The sequence below is a fragment of the Bowmanella dokdonensis genome, assembly GCF_017254865.1.
Taxonomy (GTDB): Bacteria; Pseudomonadota; Gammaproteobacteria; order Enterobacterales; family Alteromonadaceae; genus Bowmanella; species Bowmanella dokdonensis.
The window spans coordinates 224,831-247,672 of the sequence record NZ_JAFKCV010000002.1 but is presented as its reverse complement, the minus strand read 5'-3'; the positions used below and the strand labels follow the sequence as shown (position 1 = coordinate 247,672).

The window sequence follows — 22,842 nt, the reverse complement described above, 5'->3', positions numbered from 1 at the left end:
TATGTCTGCACTGGTATGGCTACGCAGCGATCTACGCGCACTCTGGAACAGCCCTCTTACTTACGCCAGTCAGCATCATGACAAGGTCAGTGCCCTGTTCTTTATAACCCCAGGACAGTGGCAGGAGTACGGTCTGGCCGGTATCAAACTGGATTTGATTGTGCGACGTTTGTTGGTCCTGAAAACAGAGCTGGCACAACGCGGGGTACACCTGAACCTGATAGAGGTTAAGGGCCACAGGCAAGTCGCTGATTCTCTTGCTGAGCTTTGTCAGCAACACCAGATAAGCCGGGTTTACTTCAATGCAGAATATGAACTGGATGAAAGGCGACGGGACAAAGAGGTCAGGCGCAGACTGGGCTCGCTGGGTGTGGATGTTGGGATTTTCCATGATACCTGCCTGGTCAGGCCAGATCGCATTCTGAATAAAGAGGGCAACGCCTACCGGGTTTTTACACCCTATTTTCATCAGTGGCTGGATCAGGTACAGAATCATCTGCAGGCTGTGGTGGCTCCAACCCCCGTGCTTAAAAGCGATAAACTGTCCGGGGCTGTGGAAGAGAACGATGAAGGTTTGCGCCGTTTCTTGTCTGCCAGTCCCGATTCAGTCTGGCCTGTGGGACAACAGCAGATTATGGAAAACCTGCGCAGTTTTTTTGTCCACCGGGTTGCTGAATACCCGGACCGCAGAGATATTCCCGCTGAGCAGGGAACCAGCCGGCTGTCCCCTTATTTATCCATTGGAGCTGTTTCCCCTTTACAGGCTACCAATCTGCTTTTGAATATCCATGGCGGTAGGCTGTTCGAGACCGGATCAGCCGCTTTTGCCTGGCTAAGGGAGTTGGCCTGGCGCGACTTTTACCGTTATGTGATGTATCACTTTCCCCATGTATGTCGATACCACTGTTTTTTGGAGAAATACGATAATTTCCGCTGGTATGACGACCAAGCGCAATTTGAGGCCTGGTGCCAGGGAAAAACAGGTTTCCCCATTGTGGATGCCGCCATGCGCTGTCTGAATGAGACGGGCTGGATGCACAACAGATTGCGTATGATAGTGGCAAGCTTTCTGACCAAGCACCTGTTATTGCCCTGGCGATGGGGAGAGGATTACTTTATGGCCCATCTGGTGGACGGGGATTTCGCTTCCAATAATGGAGGGTGGCAGTGGAGCGCTTCGGTTGGAACAGATGCGGCGCCCTATTTTCGTATCTTTAACCCCACCACTCAGGGTAAGAAATACGATGCCCAAGGTAACTTTATCCTGGCCTGGCTGCCGGAGCTCAAGGCTGTTCCTCTGAAATATCTGCATGAACCCCACAAGTGGTCAGGGTTCAAAAGTCTTTCCTATCCGGCACCCATCGTCGATCACGCAAAGGCGGTGTCCCGGACCAAGGCACATTTTCAGCATTTTCTTGAGGCGACAAAATAAAAAAAGCGACCCAGGGTCGCTTTTTTCGGAAATTGTCAGCGGATGATTATCTGGGCTGGCGACACTGGTGGGGCTTGGCCGCCAGTTGCTCTGCCCAATAGGCCTTAACGGAAAAGCCAGAGGATTTGCCCTTGGCCTTGTTCTTCGCTTTTGCAGGGGCCTTGGCTGCCTTCTTGGCGACCGGCTTGTCTTCCGTTTTGGACGCAGTGGAGGCTTTCTTCTGAGTCTTCTTGCCACTCAGTTCCTCTGCCATTTCTTCCAGTTGGGCCAGGCGCACATTCTTGTCGCCGTCTATCGAATACCAGCCACCTTTGGCTTCGATCTGTGGTTCTTTACCATGTGCTGATTTGTACGCCTCGGTAAATTTGGCGATCACCTGGTCTTTATCCAATTTGCTCATAATCCGGATTGTTACCTTTATTTTAAGTGATTAAAAAAGCAGAATGCCAAGTTATACCCCTTTTACATTTTAATGTCTAATTTTCCACCCTTTCGTTAACAATAAAGGCAAGTTATGCAGTTATCCCGACAAACTTTGTGTGAATATCTCGATCAGCTTCTGTCCCCCGCACAGGTCAGAGACTATTGCCCGAACGGTTTACAGGTGGAAGGCGGGGAACAGATTGGCAGGATAGTGACGGGCGTCACCGCCAGCAGAGCGTTGATAGAAGCAGCCATTGAACGTCAGGCTGATGCCATTGTGGTTCATCATGGATACTTCTGGCGAGGAGAAAGCCCTACCGTAACGGGAATGCGCCGGGACAGGCTAAAATTGCTGCTGAGCCACGACATTAACCTGTTGGCCTATCATTTACCCTTGGATATCCATCCTGTTTTGGGTAACAACGCACAGTTGGCGAAACTGCTGCAAATTGAAGTCACCGGCCCATTGGAGCAGGGAAATCCCACCAGCGTAGTGATGCAGGGAAAGTTTGCCAGGCCATTGACCGCTGAGCAATTAGCAAGGCAGTTGGAGAGCCGGTTGGGTCGCAAACCGCTGGTAGAGGCCGGTACAGGGGAATTGAGAACCGTTGCCTGGTGTACGGGAGGAGGGCAGAGCTATATCGGTTTGGCCGCAGAGCAGGGGATTGACGCCTTTATTACCGGTGAGGTATCAGAGCAGACGATTCACGTAGCCAGGGAGTGTGGCATCGCTTTTTTCGCCGCCGGACACCATGCCACTGAACGCTATGGGGTAAAGGCGCTGGGAGAACACCTGAGCAAGCAATTTTCCGTGCCGGTGGATTTTGTTGACATTGCCAATCCGGCCTGAAGGAGCACCTATGCACAAACAGGCGTCCGGGGATCAGAGTTTTGATCGTATCGCAGAGAAATTTGACAAGAATATCTATGGCACCACCAAAGGCAGGTTGCGCCACGAGCTTCTGACCCATTACCTGAATGATCTCCTGCCGACACAACCGCTGGAGGTTCTGGATGCGGGCGGCGGTACCGGCATTATGGCGCAGTTTCTGCTCGAAAAGGGCCATCAGGTGTTGCTCAATGACGTCTCTGCAGATGCCCTGCAACTGGCCAGACAGAGGCTCGGCCGGTATGGGCAGGTGCAATACCATTTGGGGCCCGTTCAGGAACTGCCGGCGGACAGGCATTTTGAACTGGTGGTTTGTCATGCCATGTTGGAATGGCTGAGTCAGCCGCTGGAGGTATTGGCCCTGCTGATTGAAAGGATTGCACCTGGGGGCATGCTGTCGCTGAGCTTTTTCAACCGGGATGCCCATATCTTCAGCAACCTCATTTATGGCAACTTCGATTACATCGACAAGGATTTCATCGTTCCAAACCGGGTTCGTCTCAATCCCAACAATTCCCTGCATCCTTCTGAGGTACTGGACTTCTTACACAGCCTGGGACTGACTGTCAGGCATAAGGCCGGCATTCGCTGCTTTCACGACTATGTGCGTGACAAGGGTATCCAGACAAGTCAGTACGAACAGATCAAGCGCAAAGAGCTGGAGTATGGCCGGCAACACCCCTTTGTATGGCTGGGACGCTATTTTCATCTGATTGCGGTCAAACCAGAAAGCTAGTCTTGTCCGTGCGTTGTTGCTGTGCCAGATACAGATTGTGCATGGTGGTTGCGGCTATCTGTGACAGCGCTTCATGGGTAAAAAAGCCCTGGTGGCCGGTGATCAACACATTTGGAAAAGTGGCAAGACGCTGAAACAGGTCGTCCTGGATAATCTGATTGGACAGATCTTCAAAGAAAAGATCTCCCTCCATTTCATACACATCCAGCCCAAGGTAGCCGATTTTCCGGTTTTTCAGGGATCGGATCACCGCACCTGTGTCTATCAGTCCGCCCCTTGAGGTATTGATCAGCATCACGCCGTCTTTCATCAACGCCAGGCTCTGATCATTGATCATATGCCGGGTCTGCGGCGTCAAGGGGCAATGCAGGCTGACGATGTCAGCCTCGCTGAACAATTTTTGCAGGGCGCAGTACTGCCCACCCATCGCCTGCCAGTCATCACTAGGCAACGGGTCATGGCCAAGCAGTTGGCAACCAAAGCCCTTAAATAGTCGACCCGTGGCCAGACCGATGCGCCCGGTGCCAATGATGCCGACGGTTTTACCGTGCAGATTAAATCCCAGTAAACCCTGTAATGAGAAGTTGCCTTCCTTTACCCTGTTATAGGCTTTATGTAACCGCCGGTTAAGGGTCAGTACCAGAGCCAGCGTATGCTCGGCCACTGCCTCAGGGGAGTATGCAGGCACCCTGGATACCTGCAAGCCAAGTTCCCTGGCTGCTTCCAGGTCAACATTGTTGAAACCGGCGCAGCGCAAGGCAATATGTTGTACCCCCATCATCTTCAGTTCCTGCAGTACAGCCTTGTCCAGTTGGTCGTTTACAAACACGCAGATGGCTTGGGAGCCCGCAGCCAGGGCCACGGTCTGTTGGTTGAGGCGCGATTCGATAAATGCCAGCTCAAAGCCCCGGTTAGCCTGTTGCAAATATTCCTTGTCGTAGGCCTTGGCACTGAATACCGTAATCTTCATTGTGAGATCCTTAGTTTTTGTTCAGCAGGGATTCGATATCATTGCGCAGTTGTTCCGGCTTGGTGGTCGGAGCGTAGCGTTTTATCACCTGGCCCTCGGTATCGATAAGGAACTTGGTAAAGTTCCACTTGATGCTTTTGCTGCCAAGTACTCCCGGTGCATGGGTCTTCAGATGCTCAAACAGGGGGGCGGCCTGATCGCCATTGACCAGTGTTTTTCTGAACAGCGGAAAGCTCAGGTTGAAGTTCAAACTGCAAAATTCCTGGATGCTTTCATCTGAGCCGGGCTCCTGGTGGCCGAACTGGTCACAGGGAAATGCGAGCACGACAAAACCCTTTTCCCTGTAGTCCTGATAGAGCTTCTCCAACCCTTCGTACTGTGGGGTAAAGCCGCACTGACTGGCGGTATTGACTATCAGCAGCACCTTACCTTTGAACTCGGCCAGGGATTGCTTTTGGCCATTGGTCAGAAGCATGTCAAAATCATGCACGGAGTGGGTCATAGTGGCTCAGCTTTGGTAATGGACGCTTCCGCTTGCCTTTTTATTCAGGGTGCGGTGACGTCGGTGAATATTCTGATGGACAATGTCAGCATAAATCTTTGTCAAGTGCCAACACTAGACGAGCCTGAGAAGGAGTAAGCATGTCAAAAAGAGTCAGTTTTATCGGTTTAGGCGTGATGGGATTTCCCATGGCCGGACATTTACAGAAGGCAGGTTACCAGGTGACCGTCTACAACCGGACCGAACAAAAAGCCAGGGACTGGACCAGTCAATATGGAGGACAGATGGCTGCCAGTCCGGCCGAAGCGGCGAGCGGGGCAGAGTTGGTATTTGTCTGTGTGGGCAATGATGACGATCTGCGCAGCGTGGTACTTGGACAGAGCGGCGTCCTGGCTGGCATGCAGGCCGGGGCCGTGCTGGTGGACCATACAACAGCGTCTGCAAGGGTCGCCCGGGAGCTGGAGCAGATAGCGGCAATGCAGGAGATAGGCTTTCTTGATGCACCGGTGTCCGGTGGGCAGGCCGGAGCAGAAAATGGTCAACTGACCATTATGGTGGGGGGAAAACCAGACACCTTTGCGAAGGCTGAACCGGTGATGAAGGCGTACGCCAGATTCTGCCGCCTGTTGGGTGAGTGCGGCACCGGTCAACTGGCCAAGATGATGAATCAAATCTGTATTGCCGGGGTGGTACAGGGACTGGCAGAAGCGCTGAACTTTGGTCAGCGAGCTGGATTGGACTGTGCGGCAGTGGTTGAGGTGATCAGCAAAGGTGCTGCACAATCCTGGCAAATGGAGAACCGGCATCAGACCATGCTCAAGGGGGAATATGAATTTGGATTTGCTGTGGACTGGATGCGCAAGGATCTGGCCATTGCCCTGGAGCAGGCCGCTCAAATCGGGGCCAGTCTACCGATGACCGCCATGGTGGACCAGTTTTATCAGGAAGTGCAGAACCTCGGAGGACAACGCTGGGATACATCAAGCTTACTGGCGAGGATGAAACCCTAGGGCGTGTTTATCGTTCATATTGGCCTCTGTTGAGAGCGAAAAACTCCTCAATCAAGGCGCGAGTAACGCCGTTTAGCCATCTAAACAAGTTGGGAGCAACGCGGAGTGAGGGGTTTTTAGCCTCAACCCTTCGGGCTGGGGCCATTTTTCCGTCCAGCAGCGTCATCAGTCGCTTATTTAGGCCCACTAAACCGCACTCCTTCTTCCTTGCCGGGCAAAAAAATGGCCTCCTGCAGAGCGTCAATATGAACGATAAACACGCCCTAGGACAGGCTACCCGACTTTAGCCTGGCTCGAAGTGCCACTGGTGCTCGAAATAATGGACCCGGCCGCGTGAATATTCCCGGTCGGCCTTCCAGGTTCGGTTATTGAGTTTAACCACGACACCGGAATAGATTTTCTTGCTTGCCACCAGGCTGGCCACCTCCACATACTGATCCTTGGCCTTACGGAGATCTTCCACCCGTTGGGTCACCCAAGCCAGCAGTTGTTCTTCATTCTTGTACAGTTTCAGTGCGGTACTTAGCTTGTCGGCCAAATCCTTGGGCAGGTTCTTCTTCTTGATGATATCCATCTTGCCCTTATGGCGGTAAAAATTGTCCTGCAACTGTTTGAGAAGATCTTCCATTAAGTCCTTGCGTTCGATAACGAAGTTGTACCCGTCACTGTAATCCACAAACAGGTTTGAGCCGGAAACAGCGCCTATGGTGCCCGCCCTGACGGCCAGCTGGCATTGAATCTCGCAACCAAACAGATTGCCATTGGGGTTGTCTATCGGACCTATGGTTACCCCGCCGCTGCAATTGATGCGACTATGGGCAAGCTGTTTGCCCACCGTCACATTACCATGGCAACTGATATCCAGTCCCTGGCCATGCTGCACATGCACATTGCCCTGAGCCACCAACTTGGTGGAATATTCAAGGTTTCCGGTTTCGCTCTGCTTGCCCATGGCCCCCTGAGTGATAATGATATCTCCACCGGCCTGGATAACTGCCGACTCCACAAAGCCGTTGATGGTGATATCGCCGGTCGCAGTGATGAGCATCTTCTCCGTGACATCACCATTGACTATCACAGCTCCGTCGTAGTTAACGTTTCCTGTGCCGACGTTGACTCCTTTACACACATAGGTTTCATCCACCCACATGCTGCCGTCTTTGAACTTCGGCATGCCGGAAATTTCTGACAGGATCAGATTTTCATTGTCGGGGCTGATCATGGTCCCCCCGGCGGGTTTGATCGGCTGCCATTCTCCCACTATTGGTTTGATGCTTTCGCCACGCACTGTGTAGCCAGCCCGGCCTTCTGTAGGGGGAAGTCTTTTTAATACCGGGGTGCCGGCCTTTACGCAGATAATGTCGCCCAAATCGCGCATGTCGACCCTTGTGTTGCTGATCTCCTGGGGACGAAGAATACGTTCCAGCGCATTGGGTACCAGGGGAATAACCCGGGAAGAACGTCCGTTTTTAGGTGGCAGTCCTTTGGCCACAAGGAGGCGTATTTCGCTGCCAGGAGGCTCCTTTTCCGCCCTTTGTACAGCCTGGGTGAGCCTGTTCCTGCCCAGCCCGCGTCTGATCCCTGCTTCCCTGGCCATTTTCAACAGTTGCGGATAGTTGGGGTTCTTGCCGCCACAGGCACTGGTCATCACCAGTTCTGCAGACATATCCGAGTCCAGCAGCTTGTATTGAACCTCTGCGTTACGTCGCTCGGCCACCCGCTCATTGAGTACTTTGTGACTGTTATTTTCCTTGGCTTTGTGAGTCTCCTGAGCCAGTTTGACGAGCTTATCTTCAAACAGGAAAAGCTTGCCAAATTCGCTGGTGCGAACGAAGTCAATCAACTGCCTGGCATCAAGTTTCTCTTCGACACTCTTCGTATCGATACTGAGCTTGACGAACTTGCCGCCTTCTTCCTGGTTTAGGGTAATGCCCTTCATACTTCTGCCCGGTAATCCCCGTTACCTTGTTATCGACAAGGGGTGAGTAATTTTTATCAAATGCTCTGCGCATATTGATACAGTGCACGCAAAATTGCCAGTTTGTTAACATCCTGTTGATGCTGTCCGGCTAACTGTTCAATTTCCTGTAAATATTCATCCATATGAATACTGGCAGGGGAACTGGGGTCCAGTAGCCTGAATTGGCGGTGCCTTTGCCATTTCTCAGCTTCCTGTGCATCCAGGCTATGTGGATAATTCCTGGCCCGGTAACGGAACAGCATAACCTGCAGCCTGGGGTCATCAAACTGCCAGTCCAGTCCGACCATTTGATCGGGCTGCATTTGCCTTATCTGCTCGGCCCTTGAGCGATCTGCATCAGTGAAAAATCCTCCCGTATAAAGGGCATGATCGGGATCCCCCTGTTCACCTCCTGGCTCCGTATCGAACACATCCTGCAGCTTTTGCACCAAAGCCGGGATTTGACGAAGTCTTTCCAGGTTTTTCAGACAGGCCTCCCGGTCAATACCGAGTCTGGCTGCGTTTTCCGCTGTCAGGGTTTTGGCCGGTGCCAGCACCGGACACTTGTTGATGTGAACCAGTTTGATCGGCAGCCGTTGCTCCCCTTCATCCAGGTCAGAACTGGGTTGGTACAATTTGGCCCGCAATTCTTCTGCATCCAGGGATTCCAGAGGGGTAGGATCAAGGGCCAGGTTCAGGACAATGATGGCATTCTTGTTCTTCGGATGGGGGCTGACAGGCGCAATCCAGGTGCAACAGCCCTGGCTAGCCGGTAGCTTGGAAGAAACATGCACTAAAGGGGTCATACGATGCCAGTCCAACTGTGCCAGTACCTTCTGTTTGTTACGCAATTCGAACAGATACTGGTAAAGCTTGGGTTGCTTGGCTTTTATCAGTCTGGCCAGTGCTATGGTGGCATAGACATCCGACATGGCATCATGGGCATCCTGGTGTTCAATGCCATTGACCCGGGTTAACTCCTCCAGCTTAAAGCTGGGGGTACCGTCCTGCCGCATCGGCCACTCAATTCCCTCGGGTCGCAGGGCATAACATGCCCGCACCATATCGATAATATCCCAGCGACTGTTGCCCTGTTGCCATTCTCTTGCGTAAGGATCAAAGAAGTTACGGTACAAGGTGTAACGCGTAACCTCGTCGTCAAAACGCAAATTGTTGTAGCCCACCACGCAGGTATTGGGCTGGCTGAACTGCTGGTCAATACGGGCAATAAAATCGGCCTCCGGTAGTCCGTCACGCAAGGACTGCTGCGGCGTAATACCGGTAATCAGGCAGGCCTGGGGGTGAGGCAGGTAGTCATTGGGGATCTGGCAAAATAACTTGATTGGCTTACCAATGGGATTGAGGGCCAAATCGGTGCGAATACCGGCAAACTGGGCAGGATGATCTTTCTGGGGATTCGCCCCCCAGGTTTCGTAGTCATGCCAAAAAAGGGTCTGTTCGGGCAATCTGCTTTCCCTGAATACTGCGTGTGATGGGCGAATCTCAGCAGATTAGCAGGGGAAACTCAAGCCGGACTGCCTAATACCAGGTCTGTTAATGATCTGGTCTACCCAGAGCAGGTCAGAAGGGCTTAGGTCAAGGCGCCGCTTCGAAGGCATAGTGGGTCTATTTCAAGGTGCGGGAACGCAGAAAGAAGCCCATCTGGCCGCTCCCTGCGGGCGAGGCCGGCATGCCCCCTGGCGGCCTTGGAGCCCCTTGATTTAGTCCCACTAAACCTCCAGGACCCTGCCTTGCCATGGAACATTTTGCGCTCGCTGAGTGAGCGCATCATTAATAGACCTGGCATATAGACAATATGCAAGCAGGGCACGAGGAAAAATATTCTGGTAGGCTGACAGGACGTTTTTATCGGTTGGCGCATCCGTCAACCTGCAAAAGGAAATTACATATGCAACGGATCTTGGCTTTGGGGCTCATCTTCATGACAGCATCATTCGGCACATTGGCAAAGGAAACCCAGGGACAGGTGGCCATAGCCATCCACGGCGGGGCAGGGACCATCAGCAGGGCCAATTTGACACCAGAGGGGGAAAAGGCTTACCGGGATAAACTCGAAGAAGCCGTCCGGGCAGGGCACCAATTACTCAGTGATGGCGCGTCCAGTCTGGATGCGGTGGTGGCGGCAGTACAGATCCTGGAGGATTCCACCTTGTTCAACGCTGGGCGGGGGGCCGTTTACACTTATGACGAAACGCATGAGCTGGACGCATCCATTATGGATGGCAGTAACCTGGCGGCAGGCGCCGTGGCCGGTGTCAGGACCGTCAGAAGTCCCATCGCACTGGCCAGGAGCGTAATGGAGCATTCCGACCATGTCCTGCTCAGTGGTGCAGGAGCAGAACTGTTCGCTGCAAAACAGGGGCTGGAGATAGTCGACAATACCTACTTCGACACAGAAACCCGTCATCACCAGTTACTCAGAGCCAAGCAAACCCTTAAACAGGATAAAACAGCATTCAGTCGGCCGGATATGCTGGATTATAAGTTCGGTACCGTGGGGGCCGTCGCTTTGGATGCCAAAGGCAACCTGGCCGCCGCCACGTCTACCGGGGGAATGACGGCCAAGCGTTATGGGCGAATTGGCGACTCGCCCATCATTGGCGCAGGGACCTATGCTGATAATCAGAGTTGTGCTGTATCAGGAACTGGCCATGGGGAATATTTCATCCGCTACCACGTGGCTGCCGATATCTGTAGCCGGGCCAAGTATCTGCAGATCCCGGCGGAAGTGGCGGCCAATACGGTCATTCATAACGTACTCAAGCCTGCTGGCGGCAGTGGCGGGGTCATAGTGGTGGATAAGGACGGCAACGTCAGCATGCCGTTCAATACAGAGGGAATGTACCGAGCCAGTATTGATCGGCAAGGCAAGGTGCATGTTGCCATTTTCAAGGATGAAAGGTAGATATTTGCTGCCGGCCTTGAGCCGGCTTTTTTTTGGCGGTATAAAATTACTGTGTATGGCGGGTCCTGGGTCTATCTTTAGAGCATGACTGCATGTCAATGTCAGGACCTGAATCTTATTACCACAGGAGAGGCTTTATGGAGTCCCTGCAAGTCAATGATTACATGAACAGGCGCCCGGTGACTTTTACCCCTGAAATGACGGTAGCAGAAGCGGTGGAAAGGTTATTGCAAAGTCACCAGACCGGCGGACCGGTCATCGACAGTCATAAAAAGCTGGTAGGGTTCCTCTCCGAAAAGGATTGCCTGGCCAGAATGCTCGAATCAAGTTTTTACCGTGAGCAGGTGGCCCGGGTGGAGGACGTAATGTTCAAGGACGCCCTGGCCATCAAGCCTTACTTGTCCATCATTGAGCTGGCGCAGAAAATGTTGGGAGAAAAACCCAAAATCTACCCGGTGGTTGATGATGACGGCTATCTGCAGGGTACGATCAGCCGTGCCGAGGTCCTGCACGCTATCGATGTGCAGCTTCGTGACGGTTACAAACGGATCAGTTAGGCCAAATCTGAACAAGGGGATGGAAATCCCCTTGTTCATCTTCTAGGATCTGCGCCCTTATCAGCAATGTGCGGATCCTTATTCTTGTCACAGTCAGATTTTCATTCTCTGCTTAACCAATGTCCGGTAGCTGACCGGCCTGCTTTTGTGCGCCGCTATAAAAAACTCAGCGATAGACAAAACCACGAAGGCATAGCGAAATTGCAACGGGATATGCAGACTTCAGTGGCCAGATATCAGAACCGGCTGCAAAATTGCCCCGAGATTGAATATCCTGATTTGCCGGTTTCGGAGCACCGGGAAGAGATTGCCCTGGCAATCCAGAATCACCAGGTCGTGATCATTGCCGGCGAGACAGGCTCAGGTAAGACCACACAAATACCCAAGATCTGTCTGCAATTGGGCCGGGGTATCGGTGGGTTGATCGGACATACCCAACCACGCCGACTGGCCGCCAGAAGCGTCGCCAACCGGATAGCGGAGGAACTGAACACGCCTCTCGGTGAGGCCGTGGGCTATAAGGTGCGTTTTACCGATAAGGTCAGCGACCGCAGCTATATCAAGCTGATGACGGACGGGATCCTCCTGGCAGAGATCCAGCAGGACAGATACCTGAATCAATACGATACCATCATCATCGATGAGGCCCACGAGCGCAGCCTCAATATCGATTTTATTCTCGGATATCTTAAGCAGTTGCTGCCCAGGCGACCGGATCTCAAGTTAATTATCACCAGCGCGACCATCGATCCTGAGCGTTTTTCCCAACATTTCGATAATGCCCCTATTATTCGGGTGAGTGGCCGGACGTATCCGGTGGAGTTACGCTACCGGCCTTTGGAGGAAGGGGAGGGTGACAGGGACCAGACCCAGGCCATTGTCGATGCCGTGGACGAAATCAGCAGGGAAGGCATGGGCGATATCCTGGTCTTTCTGGCGGGTGAGCGGGAAATCCGCGACACTGCCGATGCCCTGAGTAAGCAGCAGTATCGCAACACCGAGGTTCTTCCCCTGTATGCCAGATTGTCCTCATCTGAACAGAATCGCATTTTTGCAGCCCATTCAGGTCGCCGTATTGTGCTGGCCACCAACGTGGCCGAAACCTCGCTGACGGTACCCGGCATCAAATACGTCATCGACCCAGGTTATGCCCGTCTATCCCGGTACAGCGCCAGAAGCAAGGTCCAGCGGCTACCCATCGAGCCTGTTTCCCAGGCTTCGGCCAACCAGCGGGCTGGCCGTTGTGGGCGTGTATCTGCCGGTATCTGCATTCGTCTTTACTCTAAGCAGGATTTCATTAACCGTCCGGAGTTTACCGATCCGGAGATCCTGCGCACTAACCTGGCTTCGGTCATTCTGCAGATGCTGGCGCTGGGATTGGGCAATATTGAAGCCTTTCCCTTTGTTGAGGCCCCTGATGCACGAAATATCAATGACGGTTTTCGCCTGTTACAGGAAATTGGCGCCATTTCACAGGCCAGAGGGCAAGATCGCAGCCGCCTGACCCAGACAGGAAGGCAGATTGCCAGATTGCCGGTGGACCCACGATACGCCAGGATGCTGGTGGATGCCGCGGCCAACGGAGCACTCTCAGAAGTCATTGTTATTGCCGCTGCGCTGAGTATTCAGGATCCCCGCGAGCGACCCCAGGAGAAACGTCAGGCTGCCGACGAGGCTCATCGCCAGTTTCAGGACAAAGAATCGGATTTTGTTTCCTACTTTAATCTGTGGCAGGTCTTTCGACAGCAACAAAAGCAGTTGTCAGCCAACCAGTTACGCAGATGGTGTAAGGAGCATTTTCTCAATTACCTTCGTATGCGGGAGTGGCAGGACATCGTCAGCCAACTGAAACAGGCCATTGTCGATCTGGGCTTTCGTCTCAACAGCCAGCCGGCCGATTACCAGAGACTGCATCAGGCCATTGCGGCCGGTTTGCTGTCGCATATTGGTTTCAGGGACAAGGAACGTGAATATCTGGGCGCCAGAAATACCCGGTTTCTGATCTTTCCCGGGTCGGGGGTTGCCAAGTCTGCGCCGAAATGGCTGATGGCGGCCGAACTGGTTGAAACCTCGCGGTTATTTGCACGGGATGTGGCCAGGATCGATCCTGTCTGGCTGGAGCCCCTGTCCACCCATCTGGCCAAGTCCCATTACTCAGAGCCCTACTGGTCGAAAAAGCAGGGTTCAGTCATGGCAACGCAGCGCATCAGTCTGTTTGGGTTGGATATTGTCAGGGACAGAAAGGTCAACTACAGCCGCATTGATGCCAGTGCCTGCCGCGAAATCTTTATCCGTGAGGCTCTGGTTAACCTGGATACTAAGCTGGACTTTGCCTTCCTGGCTCATAACCAGCAGTTGGTTGAACAGGTAGAGGATTTGGAAGCCAAGTCCCGGCGCAGGGATATTCTGGTCGACGAGCAGGACCTGATTCAGTTTTATGAGCGGAAAATTCCCGGACATATATGCAGCGAAGCGGATTTTCGCAAGTGGTGGAAACAACAACAGGATAAAACCAGCCTGAATCTGGATCTGGACAGCCTGATGAAGCAGGATGCCAGCCATGTCAGCGCCCTGGATTATCCGGATGTCTGGCAGCAGGGCAATCTGACCCTTAATCTCAGTTATCACTTCGACCCCAGGGCAGAAGATGACGGTGTGAGTGTGGAGATCCCCCTGCCCCTGTTGAATCAGGTGAGCAGCGAGGGCTTTGACTGGCTGGTGCCCGGACTGCGAGAAGAACTGGTGGTGAATCTCATCAAGTCGCTACCCAAAAGGTTGCGCCGCAACTTCGTACCCGCCCCCGATTATGCCAGGGCGGCTGTGGCGGATCTCCAGCCCGCTCAGGGGGCATTCCTGCCGGCTCTTGGCGTCAAGCTGAGGAAGATGACCGGGGTAGAGGTCAGCGAAGAGGAATGGCAATGGCAGAGTCTGCCGGCCCACCTGTTATTCAATTTCAAAGTGCTGGATGAACAGGGCAGGGTGATTGCACAGGATCGCAGCCTGGCCGGACTGCAGCAACGCCTGCAGGGAAGGGTCAAGCAAACCCTGCAACAAGCGGCCACCCCGGAGTTGGAACAGGATGATTTAAGGGAGTGGAGCTTTGGCAGGCTACAGCAGGAATTCATCAGGAAGCAGGCGGCTTATCAGGTTAAGGCCTATCCCGCGCTGGTGGATAAGGGACAATCTGTATCCATCAAGCTGTTTGACCAGCCCTATCTTGCCGATGAAGCACACCGGCAGGGACTGCGACGTCTATTGCTGTTGAATCTGCCCTCGCCGGTAAAATACTTGCAGGACAAACTGCCCAACAAGGCCAAGTTGGGGTTGTACTTTAACCCTTTTGGTGAAGTTCGCGCGTTGATCGACGATTGCATTGCCGCGGCCGTGGATGACCTCCTGGGTGCAGAGGCGGAACAAATCAGGGATGCTGCAGCCTTCGAAGCCATGCGTGACAGAGTTCGCTCAGAATTGAACGACAAGGTGCTTGGTATAGCGGTCAAGGTTGAACAGGGGCTGACTCAGGCCCACCAGGTCCATAAAAAGTTAAAGGGCAATATTCCCCTCAACATGATCAATGCCATAGGCGATATCAAGGCCAACCTGGATGAATTGGTCTATGCAGGTTTTGTTACCGATATAGGTGTGGCGCGCCTGGATGACTGGAATCGTTACCTGCAGGCAATTGCCAGGCGTCTGGACAAGCTGGCCATTGATCCGAACCGGGACCGGCAGCATCAACTGGTTATCGAAAAAGTGGTGTCTGCCTGGCGGGCAAAGCTGAATAAGGTGCCACCCGGACAGCCGGTACCCGCAGAACTCCGGCAAACCCACTGGATGATTCAGGAACTCAGGGTATCTTTTTTCGCCCAGCAGTTGGGTACCGCCTATCCCATTTCGGAAAAGCGTATTGTGCAGCATCTGGACACATTCTGATATGGTGTGGAAAGGGCGACGACGTGGCACCGATGATAGTGTGCCTTTGGGGATAACATTGACAAGCTATCAGTGGCGCAATATAAAGTAGGACACGACTGCTGGCTTCGGCAGTTAACAGCCATAAGCGAAGGGGAAGGTTATGCTGGGCTATGACGATAAGCGTGATTTCTTTCGGATGATGGTCAACACGGCCTGCGAGATTAAAGTAAACGACGATCAGTCCAGTCGGAGTTTGTCGGCCATCTGTAAGGATTTGAGTGCCACCGGCATGTCTTTTGAGGTGGAGGAGTCCATCGAGCCGGGGACCATGGTGCAGGCCATTCTGGAGTCGAGCAACAGCCAAATCCCCTCCCTCAGTGCAAAAGCCAAGGTGGTGCGTTGTGTGCCGGGTTCGGACAGCAGCTACTTGGTGGGTGTCGAAATCATCGAGATGAACTGAAAATAATGGTTAGCAAAAAGGCCTCGTTATGAGGCCTTTTTTCATGCTCAGCCAGGACAATGCCTCTGCGCTTACAGCACCCGACAGACCAGGCCTTTCAAATAGAATCCTTCCGGATAGCTGGCCGCCACAGGGTGGTCCGGGGCTTGCCCCAGGCGTTCCAGAAACTGCACCTGCCGGCCGGCGTCCAGAGCGGCATCTGCCACGACTTTGTGAAACAGGTCCGTAGGCATCAGGCCCGAGCAGGAAAACGTGCAGAGAATGCCCCCAGGCCTGAGGATTTGCATGGCATGCAGGTTGATGTCCTTGTAGCCCCGACAGGCCTTATTCAGGCTGGCTTTGCTTTCGACGAATTTGGGCGGATCCAGAATCACCTGATCAAATGTCCGGCCGGACTGGGCAAAGTCGCGCAGGGACTGGAACACATCGGCCTGGATAAATTCACAGCGGGCCAACTCCAGGTTGTTTATCTCCACATTGCGTCGGGCCAGGGCCAAAGCCGGCTCCGACACATCCATGTTGACGACTTTACTGGCACCGTTGGCCAGGGCATAACTCCCAAATGTGCCGCTATAGCAAAAACAGTTCAGCACTTCCTGGTCTTTCGCGTAATTGGCGGCGATGGCCCGGTTGTCCCGCTGGTCCAGATAAAATCCTGTCTTATGTCCGGTCATCGGGTTCACCAGGATCCGGATCCCGTTCTCCTCAATGACGACTTCATCGGGAACCTCGCCGCGCAGCACTTCAACCTTGGGCTCCAGTCCTTCCTTGCTGCGCACAGCCACATCGGAACGCTCCAGAATGGCGCAATCCGGGAAACATTTTTCCAGGGCCCAGACGATTTTTTCTCGATGTTTCTCAGCCCCGGCACTGAGTAACTGGCAGACCAGCAACTGGTCATATTTGTCGATGGTGATCCCAGGCAGGCCATCAGATTCGGCGGCCACCAGTCGGTAGCCCGTCAGCCCCTGTCGTCTGATCAGCGACTCACGGCCTGCCTGCGCCGTTTCGATTCGACGCAGGAAGAAGCCGTTGTCGACCACCTCCTTTTCATCGAAGGTCCAGACCCGGATCTGGATTTGTGACTGGGGGGACCAGGCCCCGCGGGCCAGCCATTTTCCGCCATGGGAGAGGACATCGACCGTATCACCGGATCTGAGCCTTCCCTTTTGCTCCTTAATGGCACTGGCGAATATCCAGGGGTGACGGCGTAACAGCGATTTTTCCCGCTCGGGATGCAAAACAACACTAGATGGCATAGCATGATCCAAAAGATAAAAACGGCTAATGCAAGGTTGAAAGCTCAACCTGAATGCAATGTGCCGGATTGGTTTATCCGGATTGTACAGAAGGATGGTGGAATTGGCGAAGCAATGCATTAAGGCCAGGGTGACCGGCAAGGTTCAGGGCGTGTTCTTTCGCAAGAGTACCCAGGCCCGCGCCCTGCAACTGGGACTGAGCGGTTACGCGAAGAATCTGGCGGATGGCTCGGTGGAAGTATTGGCATGCGGCAAGAAAAGCGACCTGGAAGAATTGGTGGCCTTTTTGCGAGAAGGCCCCCCTGCCAGCGACGTCAGTGATGTTCAGGTGAACCCGGCAGCGGTGACGGATACAGAAGGCTTTGACACATTGTGATGCGTTTTATTCAACACCAGAGTGCCGATCATGGCCTGAAGATAGATCAAATCATGCAGCCGCTCTGCAAAGACCATCAGGTGCTGGTCAAAGTGGCTGGCTTTGGCATCAACCGGGCGGATCTGCTGCAGCGTTATGGCAAGTATCCCCCTCCGCCCAATGAGAGCCATGTGCTGGGGCTGGAGGTGTCAGGTGAAGTCGTAGAGCGGGGCAGGGAGGTCAGTCAATGGCGGGAGGGTGACCGGGTATGCGGCCTGGTGGCAGGGGGTGGTTATGCCGAATATGTGGCCGTCGATGCACTGCATCTGATGAGCGTACCTCAAGGGATGCCCCTGAGGGATGCCGCCGGCTTGCCGGAGATATTTCTGACGGCTTATCAGGCCCTGTTTCTGCTTGGCCGGTTGCAGGCAGAACAGTCCTTGCTCTTCCATGCCGGTGCCAGTGGGGTGGGTTCCGCCGCTATCCAGTTAGCCCGAGTAAAGGGCGCAAGAGTGGCTGTTACCGCCTCCAGTGACGAGAAACTGGCTTTTTGCCAGGCACTGGGGGCCGAGCTACTGATCAATTACAAATCACAGAGTTTTGTCGAGCTGATCAATCAAAAGTGGCGCGGCGTGGATCTGATCGTGGATGTGGTGGCTGCCGACTATGTCAACGCCAACCTCAAGAGCCTGAACATGGATGGCCGCATTGTCCAACTGGCCATATTGGGGGGCCGGTATGTACAAAATCTCGACATGGCGGCCATGTTGCAGAAGCGGGCCAGTCTCATCGCCTCTACGCTGCGCAACCGCAGCGACAGCTACAAGGCCTCGCTGACCCGCAAGTTTACTGAAGAGTACCTGCCAGCGTTCGACAGTGGGACTTTGCGGGTCTGTGTCGATACCTGTTATCCGGCCGATCAGATTCACCTGGCCCATCAGCGGCTGGAAACCAACCAGAGCATGGGCAAGCTTATCGGCTACTGGGACTGAAAACCCGTGTCCTCTTTCAGGTGGCTTCCCTCAGCGGCCTGCCTGGCCAGTTCATCACAGCGCTCATTCTCGCTGTGTCCGGCATGACCCTTGACCCAATGCCAGCGAACCTGGTGCTTCTGACACAGGCTATCCAGCTGTTGCCAAAGGTCGACATTCTTGACCGGTTTCTTCTCTGAGGTTCGCCAGCCGTTCCTGCGCCAGTTATGTATCCACTGGCTGATTCCCTGGCGCAGATACTGGCTGTCGGTGGTCAGATCGATTTCACAGGGTTCCCTGAGTGCTTTCAGGGCAGCGATGGCCGCCATCATTTCCATCCTGTTATTGGTGGTGAGCCTGTAACCACCGCTGAGCTCCTTGAGGTGCCTGGCGTATCGCATGACCACCCCGTAACCACCCGGGCCGGGGTTGCCCAGGCATGACCCATCGGTAAATACTTCAATTTTTTTCATTATTATCCTGATTGCCGTGACGATCAAAAGCCTGAATCCTGCCGGCAGGGCAAATTGTCGAGACAGGCTTTGAGGGGGCAGTATAATAAGCTCATCCTCGAATGAATAGAATTGTGTAAGCCAATGAGACAGATAGTACTGGACACGGAAACCACCGGCATCGATCCCCGCCAGGGACACAGAATCATCGAGATAGGTTGTGTGGAGCTGATCAATCGCCGGCTGACCGGCAACCACTTTCATGTCTATATCAATCCACAGCGTGAAGTCGAACAGGAAGCCATTGCCGTGCACGGCATCACCAATGAAATGCTGGCGGATAAACCGCTGTTTCGCGATGTAGCCGAACAGTTCGAGGAATTTATCCGCGGCGCGCAGCTGGTTATTCACAACGCTCCCTTTGACGTCGGATTTATGGACCATGAGTTTTTGATGCTGGGCAGGCCCGAGGGGGTTACCCGCAGTCTCTGTACTGTGCTGGATACCCTGCAACTGGCCAGACAGTTACATCCAGGCCAGAAAAACAATCTGGACGCTCTGTGCAGACGATACGGCATAGACAATTCCCACCGCCAGCTTCACGGTGCCTTGCTCGATGCCGAGATCCTGGCCGATGTTTATCTGTTTATGACCGGCGGACAGACCGCGTTGAACCTGTCCGGCCATGCCAGCCAGAACAGTGAGGGACAAGGAGAGGCCATCCGTATGCTGCCCTCTGATCGTAAGCCATTAAAGATTGTCCAGGCATCTGCCGATGAACTGGAAGAACATGAGCGCAGGCTGGATCTGATAGAAAGCAACAGCGGCGTTTGTCTATGGCGTCAGTTGTCGGATTGATATGCATAAAACCCTGTCTCTGCTAGTAAGCCTTGTTGTCGCCGGTCAGTGCCTGGCTCAGGACCAGCCGCCTTCCCAGTCTCAGCCGGCCCCTTCGCCACTGACAATGCTGAATGAGGATTACCTCAACAGTGTTGAGCTGCTGCAGAATCGTTTTCGCATCGATTACAAAATCGACGAAATCACCCTGATTTTCTTTCGCGACTATGGCTCGGCACCCATAGTGCTGGTCAGACCGGACGGCAGCAAGATTTTCCCCCGGCATGACGGTAAGGAAGGAATCCAGTGGTATGACGAGGCCAGTTACGACCTGATCAGGATCAGCCAGCCTATGCCCGGTCCCTGGCAGGCGGTGGGACAATTATTGCCCGGCAGCCGGGTGATGGTGTTAAGCGATCTGAAACTTGAGGCCGAACCGCTGCCGGAGCTGTTGTTCTCCGGTGAGTTAATCAAGCTCAAGGCAATCCTGACCAATGGGGGTAAGCCCATTAACTACAATGAGATCCGCGATGTAGTAGAGCTGAATGTCGAGTTTCTCAGTACCAATAATCCCAATTTCACCAATTTCGGCGCAGATTCTCAGCAGGTGGCAAGGTACGAGGACAACGGTATGGGGGTGGATGAATATCCGCTGGATGGCACCTTTACCGGACAGTTCAACCTGAGTATCACTGAGGGCCAATGGAAGCCTGTTTACCGGGTTATCACGCCCATGTTTACCCGTGAGGATGTAAAAGAGCCATTGGTCATCCATCCCAATCCCATCAACATGTCGGTGCAAAAGGATGAAGGAGACGGCCGGCATCGCCTAGTCATAGATGTGGAGCGTGAGCTGGTGGATATCAGCAGTCTGCTGATTGACGGCAAGATCCGTTATCCCAATGGCGATGTGCAGAGTTTTTCGCTGACCGAAGGCTCGGACGAGGCCAGGGTGCATGAGATCCTGAATATCGAGTATGGGGTATATCGGGTTAAAGCGGCAGCCTATGGCAGCACTGTAGATGGCAGGGACTTTATTCTCGATGTGCCGGAATTCAGTTTCCTCTCCGAGGAACCGGAACTGGCCGCAGAAACCCTGTCCGGGGTCAACCCGCAAACCGGGTCCGCATTACCGTCAACTGAACAGCAGATTGAGACGCCGACTGTGAGTACCGGGCAGATGGAAAGGGATATCACTGCTGAATCGCCCCCCCTAGATGAGGTACAGGAGGGGATGAGTACCACTACCTTGTGGGCTATTATTCTCGCCGCCAATGGCCTGCTGCTGGTTGCCGGAGGAACATTGATTTGGCTTACCCTGGGGAAAAAAAGTTCCGGCAAAGCGGCGGGTAACACAAAGGGCCGTTTCAGTCTGGCCAGCATCAGACTGCCGTCCTTCGCCAGAAAGCCCAAAGAAGCGCGTAAAAACTGAACAGTCGTGCAGCACTTTTGTGCACTTTGCTCATTTATGCTGCGTTCGGTTGTCCCAGAGGCATTTTTGCCCCGCCAAGGGGGAAAAATCGGTTGACTCCCCCAGGGTGAACCCGTATCATCTGCGCCGCAGTTGGGCACAGGGCTGATAGCCATGGCTTAACTTCTTGATTTATAAAAAGAACTGGAGCGGTAGTTCAGTTGGTTAGAATACCGGCCTGTCACGCCGGGGGTCGCGGGTTCGAGTCCCGTCCGCTCCGCCATTTCTCCACTATAAATCAAGCTTTCGATACGGACTGGAGCGGTAGTTCAGTTGGTTAGAATACCGGCCTGTCACGCCGGGGGTCGCGGGTTCGAGTCCCGTCCGCTCCGCCATTCGTATCGATGCCACACTATTTCATACCGTTGGAGCGGTAGTTCAGTTGGTTAGAATACCGGCCTGTCACGCCGGGGGTCGCGGGTTCGAGTCCCGTCCGCTCCGCCAATTCATTCGATCTATATTCTGTTCTTGCTATTGATCAGGGTTCTGGCAATCTGGATGCAGGCCCAGCGATTTCCTGTCCGTTTTACACGTGCTGAACAAACTCTCTATCCGTTGTTATATCAATAAGATCCGATGCCACCAGCATGATTATCACCAGGTTGTTTTGCCTCTTCATGGCTTGCTGGATATTGAGGTGGGCGAGCGGTCCGCCAGAGTGGATGTGGGCGAGGCAATACTGATACGGGCAGGACAGAAGCATTCTTTCAGGGCCCTGGAAACGGCCAGTTTTATGGTCGCGGACATGAACAGCCTTCCCGACAGGTTGCTAACTTCTTCCACTTTTTTGCTGCGGCTCAATGAGCCCATGCAGGCTTTTTTGCATTATGCACAAAGGCAACTGGAGACCCAGGCAAATGCTGCACTGGAAGATTCCATGTTTGGACTCTTTTACCTGCTGCTGGACCAACTGGAGACAGGGCATAAGCTGGACAAAAGGATCGACAGAGTCCTGGCCCTGATCAGGGGAAAGCTGGATGCCCCCCTGGATTTACCTTTGTTAAGCCGTCATGCCTGCCTAAGCCAGACTCAGTTAAAAAAACTGTTCAGGCAGCAAATGGGCATGGGTATTCAGGCCTACATTATTAGTATGCGAATGGAAAAGGCCAGGGCATTACTGACTCATACCGACCTGCCTGTCCACCAAGTCGCCGAGCAGGTGGGTTATCTTAATCCCTCAGCTTTTACGCGTCGCTTTCGTCTGCACTTTGGCGATCTTCCCAGTCGCTACTAATAAAACGTCCGTTTGCGACAGTAATGTGTCTTTTCTGCACAGTTATCCGCTGGTGCCGGATTTATTATTGGCCTGGATGTGATAATCGGAGACAGCAATGGAAACCATCAGTTGGCAGGACTTTGAAAAAGTGGACTTACGTATCGGTACTATTGTGGCGGTGGCACCTTTTCCTGAGGCTAGAAATCCCGCTTATAAGCTGCAAGTGGACTTTGGGCCTGAATTAGGAATCATGAAATCCAGTGCGCAGATAACCCGCCTGTATCGGCCGGAAGACTTGTTGGACAGGCAGGTTCTGGCTGTGGTGAACTTTGCTCCCAAACAGATCGGCCCTTTTATGTCCGAATGCCTGGTGACAGGACTCCACGAGGATGCCAGAACCGTGGTGCTGATTGGCCCTGACAGCAGGGTGCCAAACGGCAGCAGATTAGCCTGAGCGGGGCGAAACTTTATGCCAATAAAAAGCCCTGCAATCGCAGGGCT

21 protein-coding genes and 3 tRNA genes are annotated in these 22,842 nt (G+C 53.6%); 17 read left to right on the top strand and 7 right to left on the bottom strand.

Features of this window, described 5'->3' with window-relative positions; translation table 11 throughout:
• The first annotated feature begins 1 nt into the window (after window position 1).
• Window positions 2–1,432 (top strand): deoxyribodipyrimidine photo-lyase, encoded by a 1,431-nt coding sequence (phrB, locus tag J0A66_RS04300; protein ID WP_206572557.1) that lies wholly within the window; start codon window positions 2–4, stop codon window positions 1,430–1,432.
• A gap of 46 nt (window positions 1,433–1,478) precedes the next feature.
• Here phrB and J0A66_RS04295 read toward each other — a convergent pair whose 3' ends face one another.
• Window positions 1,479–1,832, bottom strand: coding sequence for a hypothetical protein (locus J0A66_RS04295; protein ID WP_206572556.1), 354 nt, complete (start codon window positions 1,830–1,832; stop codon window positions 1,479–1,481).
• A gap of 114 nt (window positions 1,833–1,946) precedes the next feature.
• Between J0A66_RS04295 and J0A66_RS04290 the strand changes: the two genes are divergently transcribed.
• Entirely contained in the window at window positions 1,947–2,705 is a 759-nt protein-coding gene (locus J0A66_RS04290; protein WP_206572555.1) for a Nif3-like dinuclear metal center hexameric protein, read from the top strand.
• Between the two features lie 10 nt (window positions 2,706–2,715).
• On the top strand, window positions 2,716–3,480 hold the full coding sequence (locus J0A66_RS04285) for a methyltransferase domain-containing protein (protein ID WP_206572554.1): 765 nt from the start codon (window positions 2,716–2,718) through the stop codon (window positions 3,478–3,480).
• On the opposite strand, the gene J0A66_RS04280 is transcribed toward J0A66_RS04285, so the two are convergent.
• On the bottom strand, window positions 3,464–4,450 hold the full coding sequence (locus J0A66_RS04280) for a 2-hydroxyacid dehydrogenase (RefSeq protein WP_206572553.1): 987 nt from the start codon (window positions 4,448–4,450) through the stop codon (window positions 3,464–3,466). The two genes, J0A66_RS04285 and J0A66_RS04280, sit on opposite strands and share 17 nt — an antisense overlap.
• Window positions 4,451–4,460: 10 nt before the next feature.
• Entirely contained in the window at window positions 4,461–4,952 is a 492-nt protein-coding gene (locus J0A66_RS04275; protein ID WP_206572552.1) for a glutathione peroxidase, read from the bottom strand.
• Window positions 4,953–5,092: 140 nt separating this feature from the next.
• Between J0A66_RS04275 and J0A66_RS04270 the strand changes: the two genes are divergently transcribed.
• On the top strand, window positions 5,093–5,962 hold the full coding sequence (locus tag J0A66_RS04270) for an NAD(P)-dependent oxidoreductase (protein WP_206572551.1): 870 nt from the start codon (window positions 5,093–5,095) through the stop codon (window positions 5,960–5,962).
• 283 nt (window positions 5,963–6,245) lie between these two features.
• Here J0A66_RS04270 and J0A66_RS04265 read toward each other — a convergent pair whose 3' ends face one another.
• Window positions 6,246–7,901 (bottom strand): flagellar assembly protein A, encoded by a 1,656-nt coding sequence (locus J0A66_RS04265; protein ID WP_206572550.1) that lies wholly within the window; start codon window positions 7,899–7,901, stop codon window positions 6,246–6,248.
• 56 nt (window positions 7,902–7,957) lie between these two features.
• Entirely contained in the window at window positions 7,958–9,388 is a 1,431-nt protein-coding gene (sbcB, locus tag J0A66_RS04260) for an exodeoxyribonuclease I (RefSeq protein WP_206572549.1), read from the bottom strand.
• 443 nt (window positions 9,389–9,831) lie between these two features.
• On the opposite strand from sbcB, the gene J0A66_RS04255 reads away from it, so the two are divergent.
• The 4 genes from J0A66_RS04255 (at window position 9,832) to J0A66_RS04240 (ending at window position 15,780) form a co-directional block, all read left to right on the top strand.
• Window positions 9,832–10,848, top strand: coding sequence for an isoaspartyl peptidase/L-asparaginase family protein (locus tag J0A66_RS04255; protein ID WP_206572548.1), 1,017 nt, complete (start codon window positions 9,832–9,834; stop codon window positions 10,846–10,848).
• Between the two features lie 137 nt (window positions 10,849–10,985).
• A complete protein-coding gene (locus tag J0A66_RS04250) occupies window positions 10,986–11,405 on the top strand; it encodes a CBS domain-containing protein (protein ID WP_206572547.1) in 420 nt (139 codons plus the stop codon).
• Between the two features lie 66 nt (window positions 11,406–11,471).
• Entirely contained in the window at window positions 11,472–15,338 is a 3,867-nt protein-coding gene (gene hrpA / locus J0A66_RS04245; RefSeq protein ID WP_206572546.1) for an ATP-dependent RNA helicase HrpA, read from the top strand.
• Window positions 15,339–15,480: 142 nt separating this feature from the next.
• On the top strand, window positions 15,481–15,780 hold the full coding sequence (locus J0A66_RS04240) for a PilZ domain-containing protein (protein WP_206572545.1): 300 nt from the start codon (window positions 15,481–15,483) through the stop codon (window positions 15,778–15,780).
• A 71-nt stretch (window positions 15,781–15,851) separates the two neighbouring features.
• Here J0A66_RS04240 and J0A66_RS04235 read toward each other — a convergent pair whose 3' ends face one another.
• Window positions 15,852–17,039, bottom strand: coding sequence for a class I SAM-dependent rRNA methyltransferase (locus J0A66_RS04235; RefSeq protein WP_206572544.1), 1,188 nt, complete (start codon window positions 17,037–17,039; stop codon window positions 15,852–15,854).
• Between the two features lie 103 nt (window positions 17,040–17,142).
• Here J0A66_RS04235 and yccX point away from each other — a divergent pair, with 103 nt between their 5' ends.
• Together yccX and J0A66_RS04225 are read left to right on the top strand one after the other, a co-directional pair.
• Window positions 17,143–17,415, top strand: a complete 273-nt coding sequence (gene yccX, locus J0A66_RS04230) for an acylphosphatase (protein ID WP_206572543.1) — start codon at window positions 17,143–17,145, stop codon at window positions 17,413–17,415.
• Window positions 17,415–18,386: an NAD(P)H-quinone oxidoreductase gene (locus tag J0A66_RS04225; protein ID WP_206572542.1), complete on the top strand. Its 972-nt coding sequence runs from the start codon at window positions 17,415–17,417 to the stop codon at window positions 18,384–18,386. The genes yccX and J0A66_RS04225 overlap by 1 nt, the downstream gene beginning before the upstream one ends.
• On the opposite strand, the gene rnhA is transcribed toward J0A66_RS04225, so the two are convergent.
• Window positions 18,374–18,838 carry a ribonuclease HI gene (gene rnhA / locus J0A66_RS04220; protein WP_206572541.1) on the bottom strand — a complete coding sequence of 155 codons (465 nt, stop codon included), beginning with the start codon at window positions 18,836–18,838 and terminating at the stop codon, window positions 18,374–18,376. The genes J0A66_RS04225 and rnhA overlap by 13 nt on opposite strands.
• Before the next feature lie 123 nt (window positions 18,839–18,961).
• Here rnhA and dnaQ point away from each other — a divergent pair, with 123 nt between their 5' ends.
• The 7 genes from dnaQ (at window position 18,962) to J0A66_RS04185 (ending at window position 22,795) form a co-directional block, all read left to right on the top strand.
• A complete protein-coding gene (gene dnaQ, locus J0A66_RS04215) occupies window positions 18,962–19,675 on the top strand; it encodes a DNA polymerase III subunit epsilon (RefSeq protein ID WP_206572540.1) in 714 nt (237 codons plus the stop codon).
• Between the two features lies 1 nt (window position 19,676).
• Window positions 19,677–21,086, top strand: coding sequence for a TIGR03503 family protein (locus J0A66_RS04210; protein WP_206572539.1), 1,410 nt, complete (start codon window positions 19,677–19,679; stop codon window positions 21,084–21,086).
• Between the two features lie 185 nt (window positions 21,087–21,271).
• Window positions 21,272–21,348 (top strand) — tRNA-Asp (locus J0A66_RS04205).
• A gap of 35 nt (window positions 21,349–21,383) precedes the next feature.
• A tRNA-Asp gene (locus J0A66_RS04200) sits at window positions 21,384–21,460 on the top strand.
• A 32-nt stretch (window positions 21,461–21,492) separates the two neighbouring features.
• A tRNA-Asp gene (locus tag J0A66_RS04195) sits at window positions 21,493–21,569 on the top strand.
• Window positions 21,570–21,732: 163 nt separating this feature from the next.
• The gene (locus J0A66_RS04190; protein ID WP_241264012.1) at window positions 21,733–22,359 is read left to right on the top strand and encodes a helix-turn-helix transcriptional regulator; all 627 of its coding nucleotides are present in this window, start codon (window positions 21,733–21,735) and stop codon (window positions 22,357–22,359) included.
• A gap of 97 nt (window positions 22,360–22,456) precedes the next feature.
• Window positions 22,457–22,795 carry a tRNA-binding protein gene (locus J0A66_RS04185; protein WP_206572537.1) on the top strand — a complete coding sequence of 113 codons (339 nt, stop codon included), beginning with the start codon at window positions 22,457–22,459 and terminating at the stop codon, window positions 22,793–22,795.
• The last annotated feature ends 47 nt before the right edge of the window (window positions 22,796–22,842 follow it).

Excerpts from the sequence above, each read along its gene's own strand:
- phrB (WP_206572557.1), top strand. The coding sequence starts at position 2 with ATGTCTGCACTGGTATGGCTACGCAGCGATCTACGCGCACTCTGGAAC.
- J0A66_RS04295 (WP_206572556.1), bottom strand. The coding sequence starts at position 1,832 with ATGAGCAAATTGGATAAAGACCAGGTGATCGCCAAATTTACCGAGGCG.
- J0A66_RS04290 (WP_206572555.1), top strand. The coding sequence starts at position 1,947 with ATGCAGTTATCCCGACAAACTTTGTGTGAATATCTCGATCAGCTTCTG.
- J0A66_RS04285 (WP_206572554.1), top strand. The coding sequence starts at position 2,716 with ATGCACAAACAGGCGTCCGGGGATCAGAGTTTTGATCGTATCGCAGAG.
- J0A66_RS04280 (WP_206572553.1), bottom strand. The coding sequence starts at position 4,450 with ATGAAGATTACGGTATTCAGTGCCAAGGCCTACGACAAGGAATATTTG.
- J0A66_RS04275 (WP_206572552.1), bottom strand. The coding sequence starts at position 4,952 with ATGACCCACTCCGTGCATGATTTTGACATGCTTCTGACCAATGGCCAA.
- J0A66_RS04270 (WP_206572551.1), top strand. The coding sequence starts at position 5,093 with ATGTCAAAAAGAGTCAGTTTTATCGGTTTAGGCGTGATGGGATTTCCC.
- J0A66_RS04265 (WP_206572550.1), bottom strand. The coding sequence starts at position 7,901 with ATGAAGGGCATTACCCTAAACCAGGAAGAAGGCGGCAAGTTCGTCAAG.
- J0A66_RS04255 (WP_206572548.1), top strand. The coding sequence starts at position 9,832 with ATGCAACGGATCTTGGCTTTGGGGCTCATCTTCATGACAGCATCATTC.
- J0A66_RS04250 (WP_206572547.1), top strand. The coding sequence starts at position 10,986 with ATGGAGTCCCTGCAAGTCAATGATTACATGAACAGGCGCCCGGTGACT.
- hrpA (WP_206572546.1), top strand. The coding sequence starts at position 11,472 with ATGTGCGGATCCTTATTCTTGTCACAGTCAGATTTTCATTCTCTGCTT.
- J0A66_RS04240 (WP_206572545.1), top strand. The coding sequence starts at position 15,481 with ATGCTGGGCTATGACGATAAGCGTGATTTCTTTCGGATGATGGTCAAC.
- J0A66_RS04235 (WP_206572544.1), bottom strand. The coding sequence starts at position 17,039 with ATGCCATCTAGTGTTGTTTTGCATCCCGAGCGGGAAAAATCGCTGTTA.
- J0A66_RS04225 (WP_206572542.1), top strand. The coding sequence starts at position 17,415 with ATGCGTTTTATTCAACACCAGAGTGCCGATCATGGCCTGAAGATAGAT.
- rnhA (WP_206572541.1), bottom strand. The coding sequence starts at position 18,838 with ATGAAAAAAATTGAAGTATTTACCGATGGGTCATGCCTGGGCAACCCC.
- dnaQ (WP_206572540.1), top strand. The coding sequence starts at position 18,962 with ATGAGACAGATAGTACTGGACACGGAAACCACCGGCATCGATCCCCGC.
- J0A66_RS04210 (WP_206572539.1), top strand. The coding sequence starts at position 19,677 with ATGCATAAAACCCTGTCTCTGCTAGTAAGCCTTGTTGTCGCCGGTCAG.
- J0A66_RS04185 (WP_206572537.1), top strand. The coding sequence starts at position 22,457 with ATGGAAACCATCAGTTGGCAGGACTTTGAAAAAGTGGACTTACGTATC.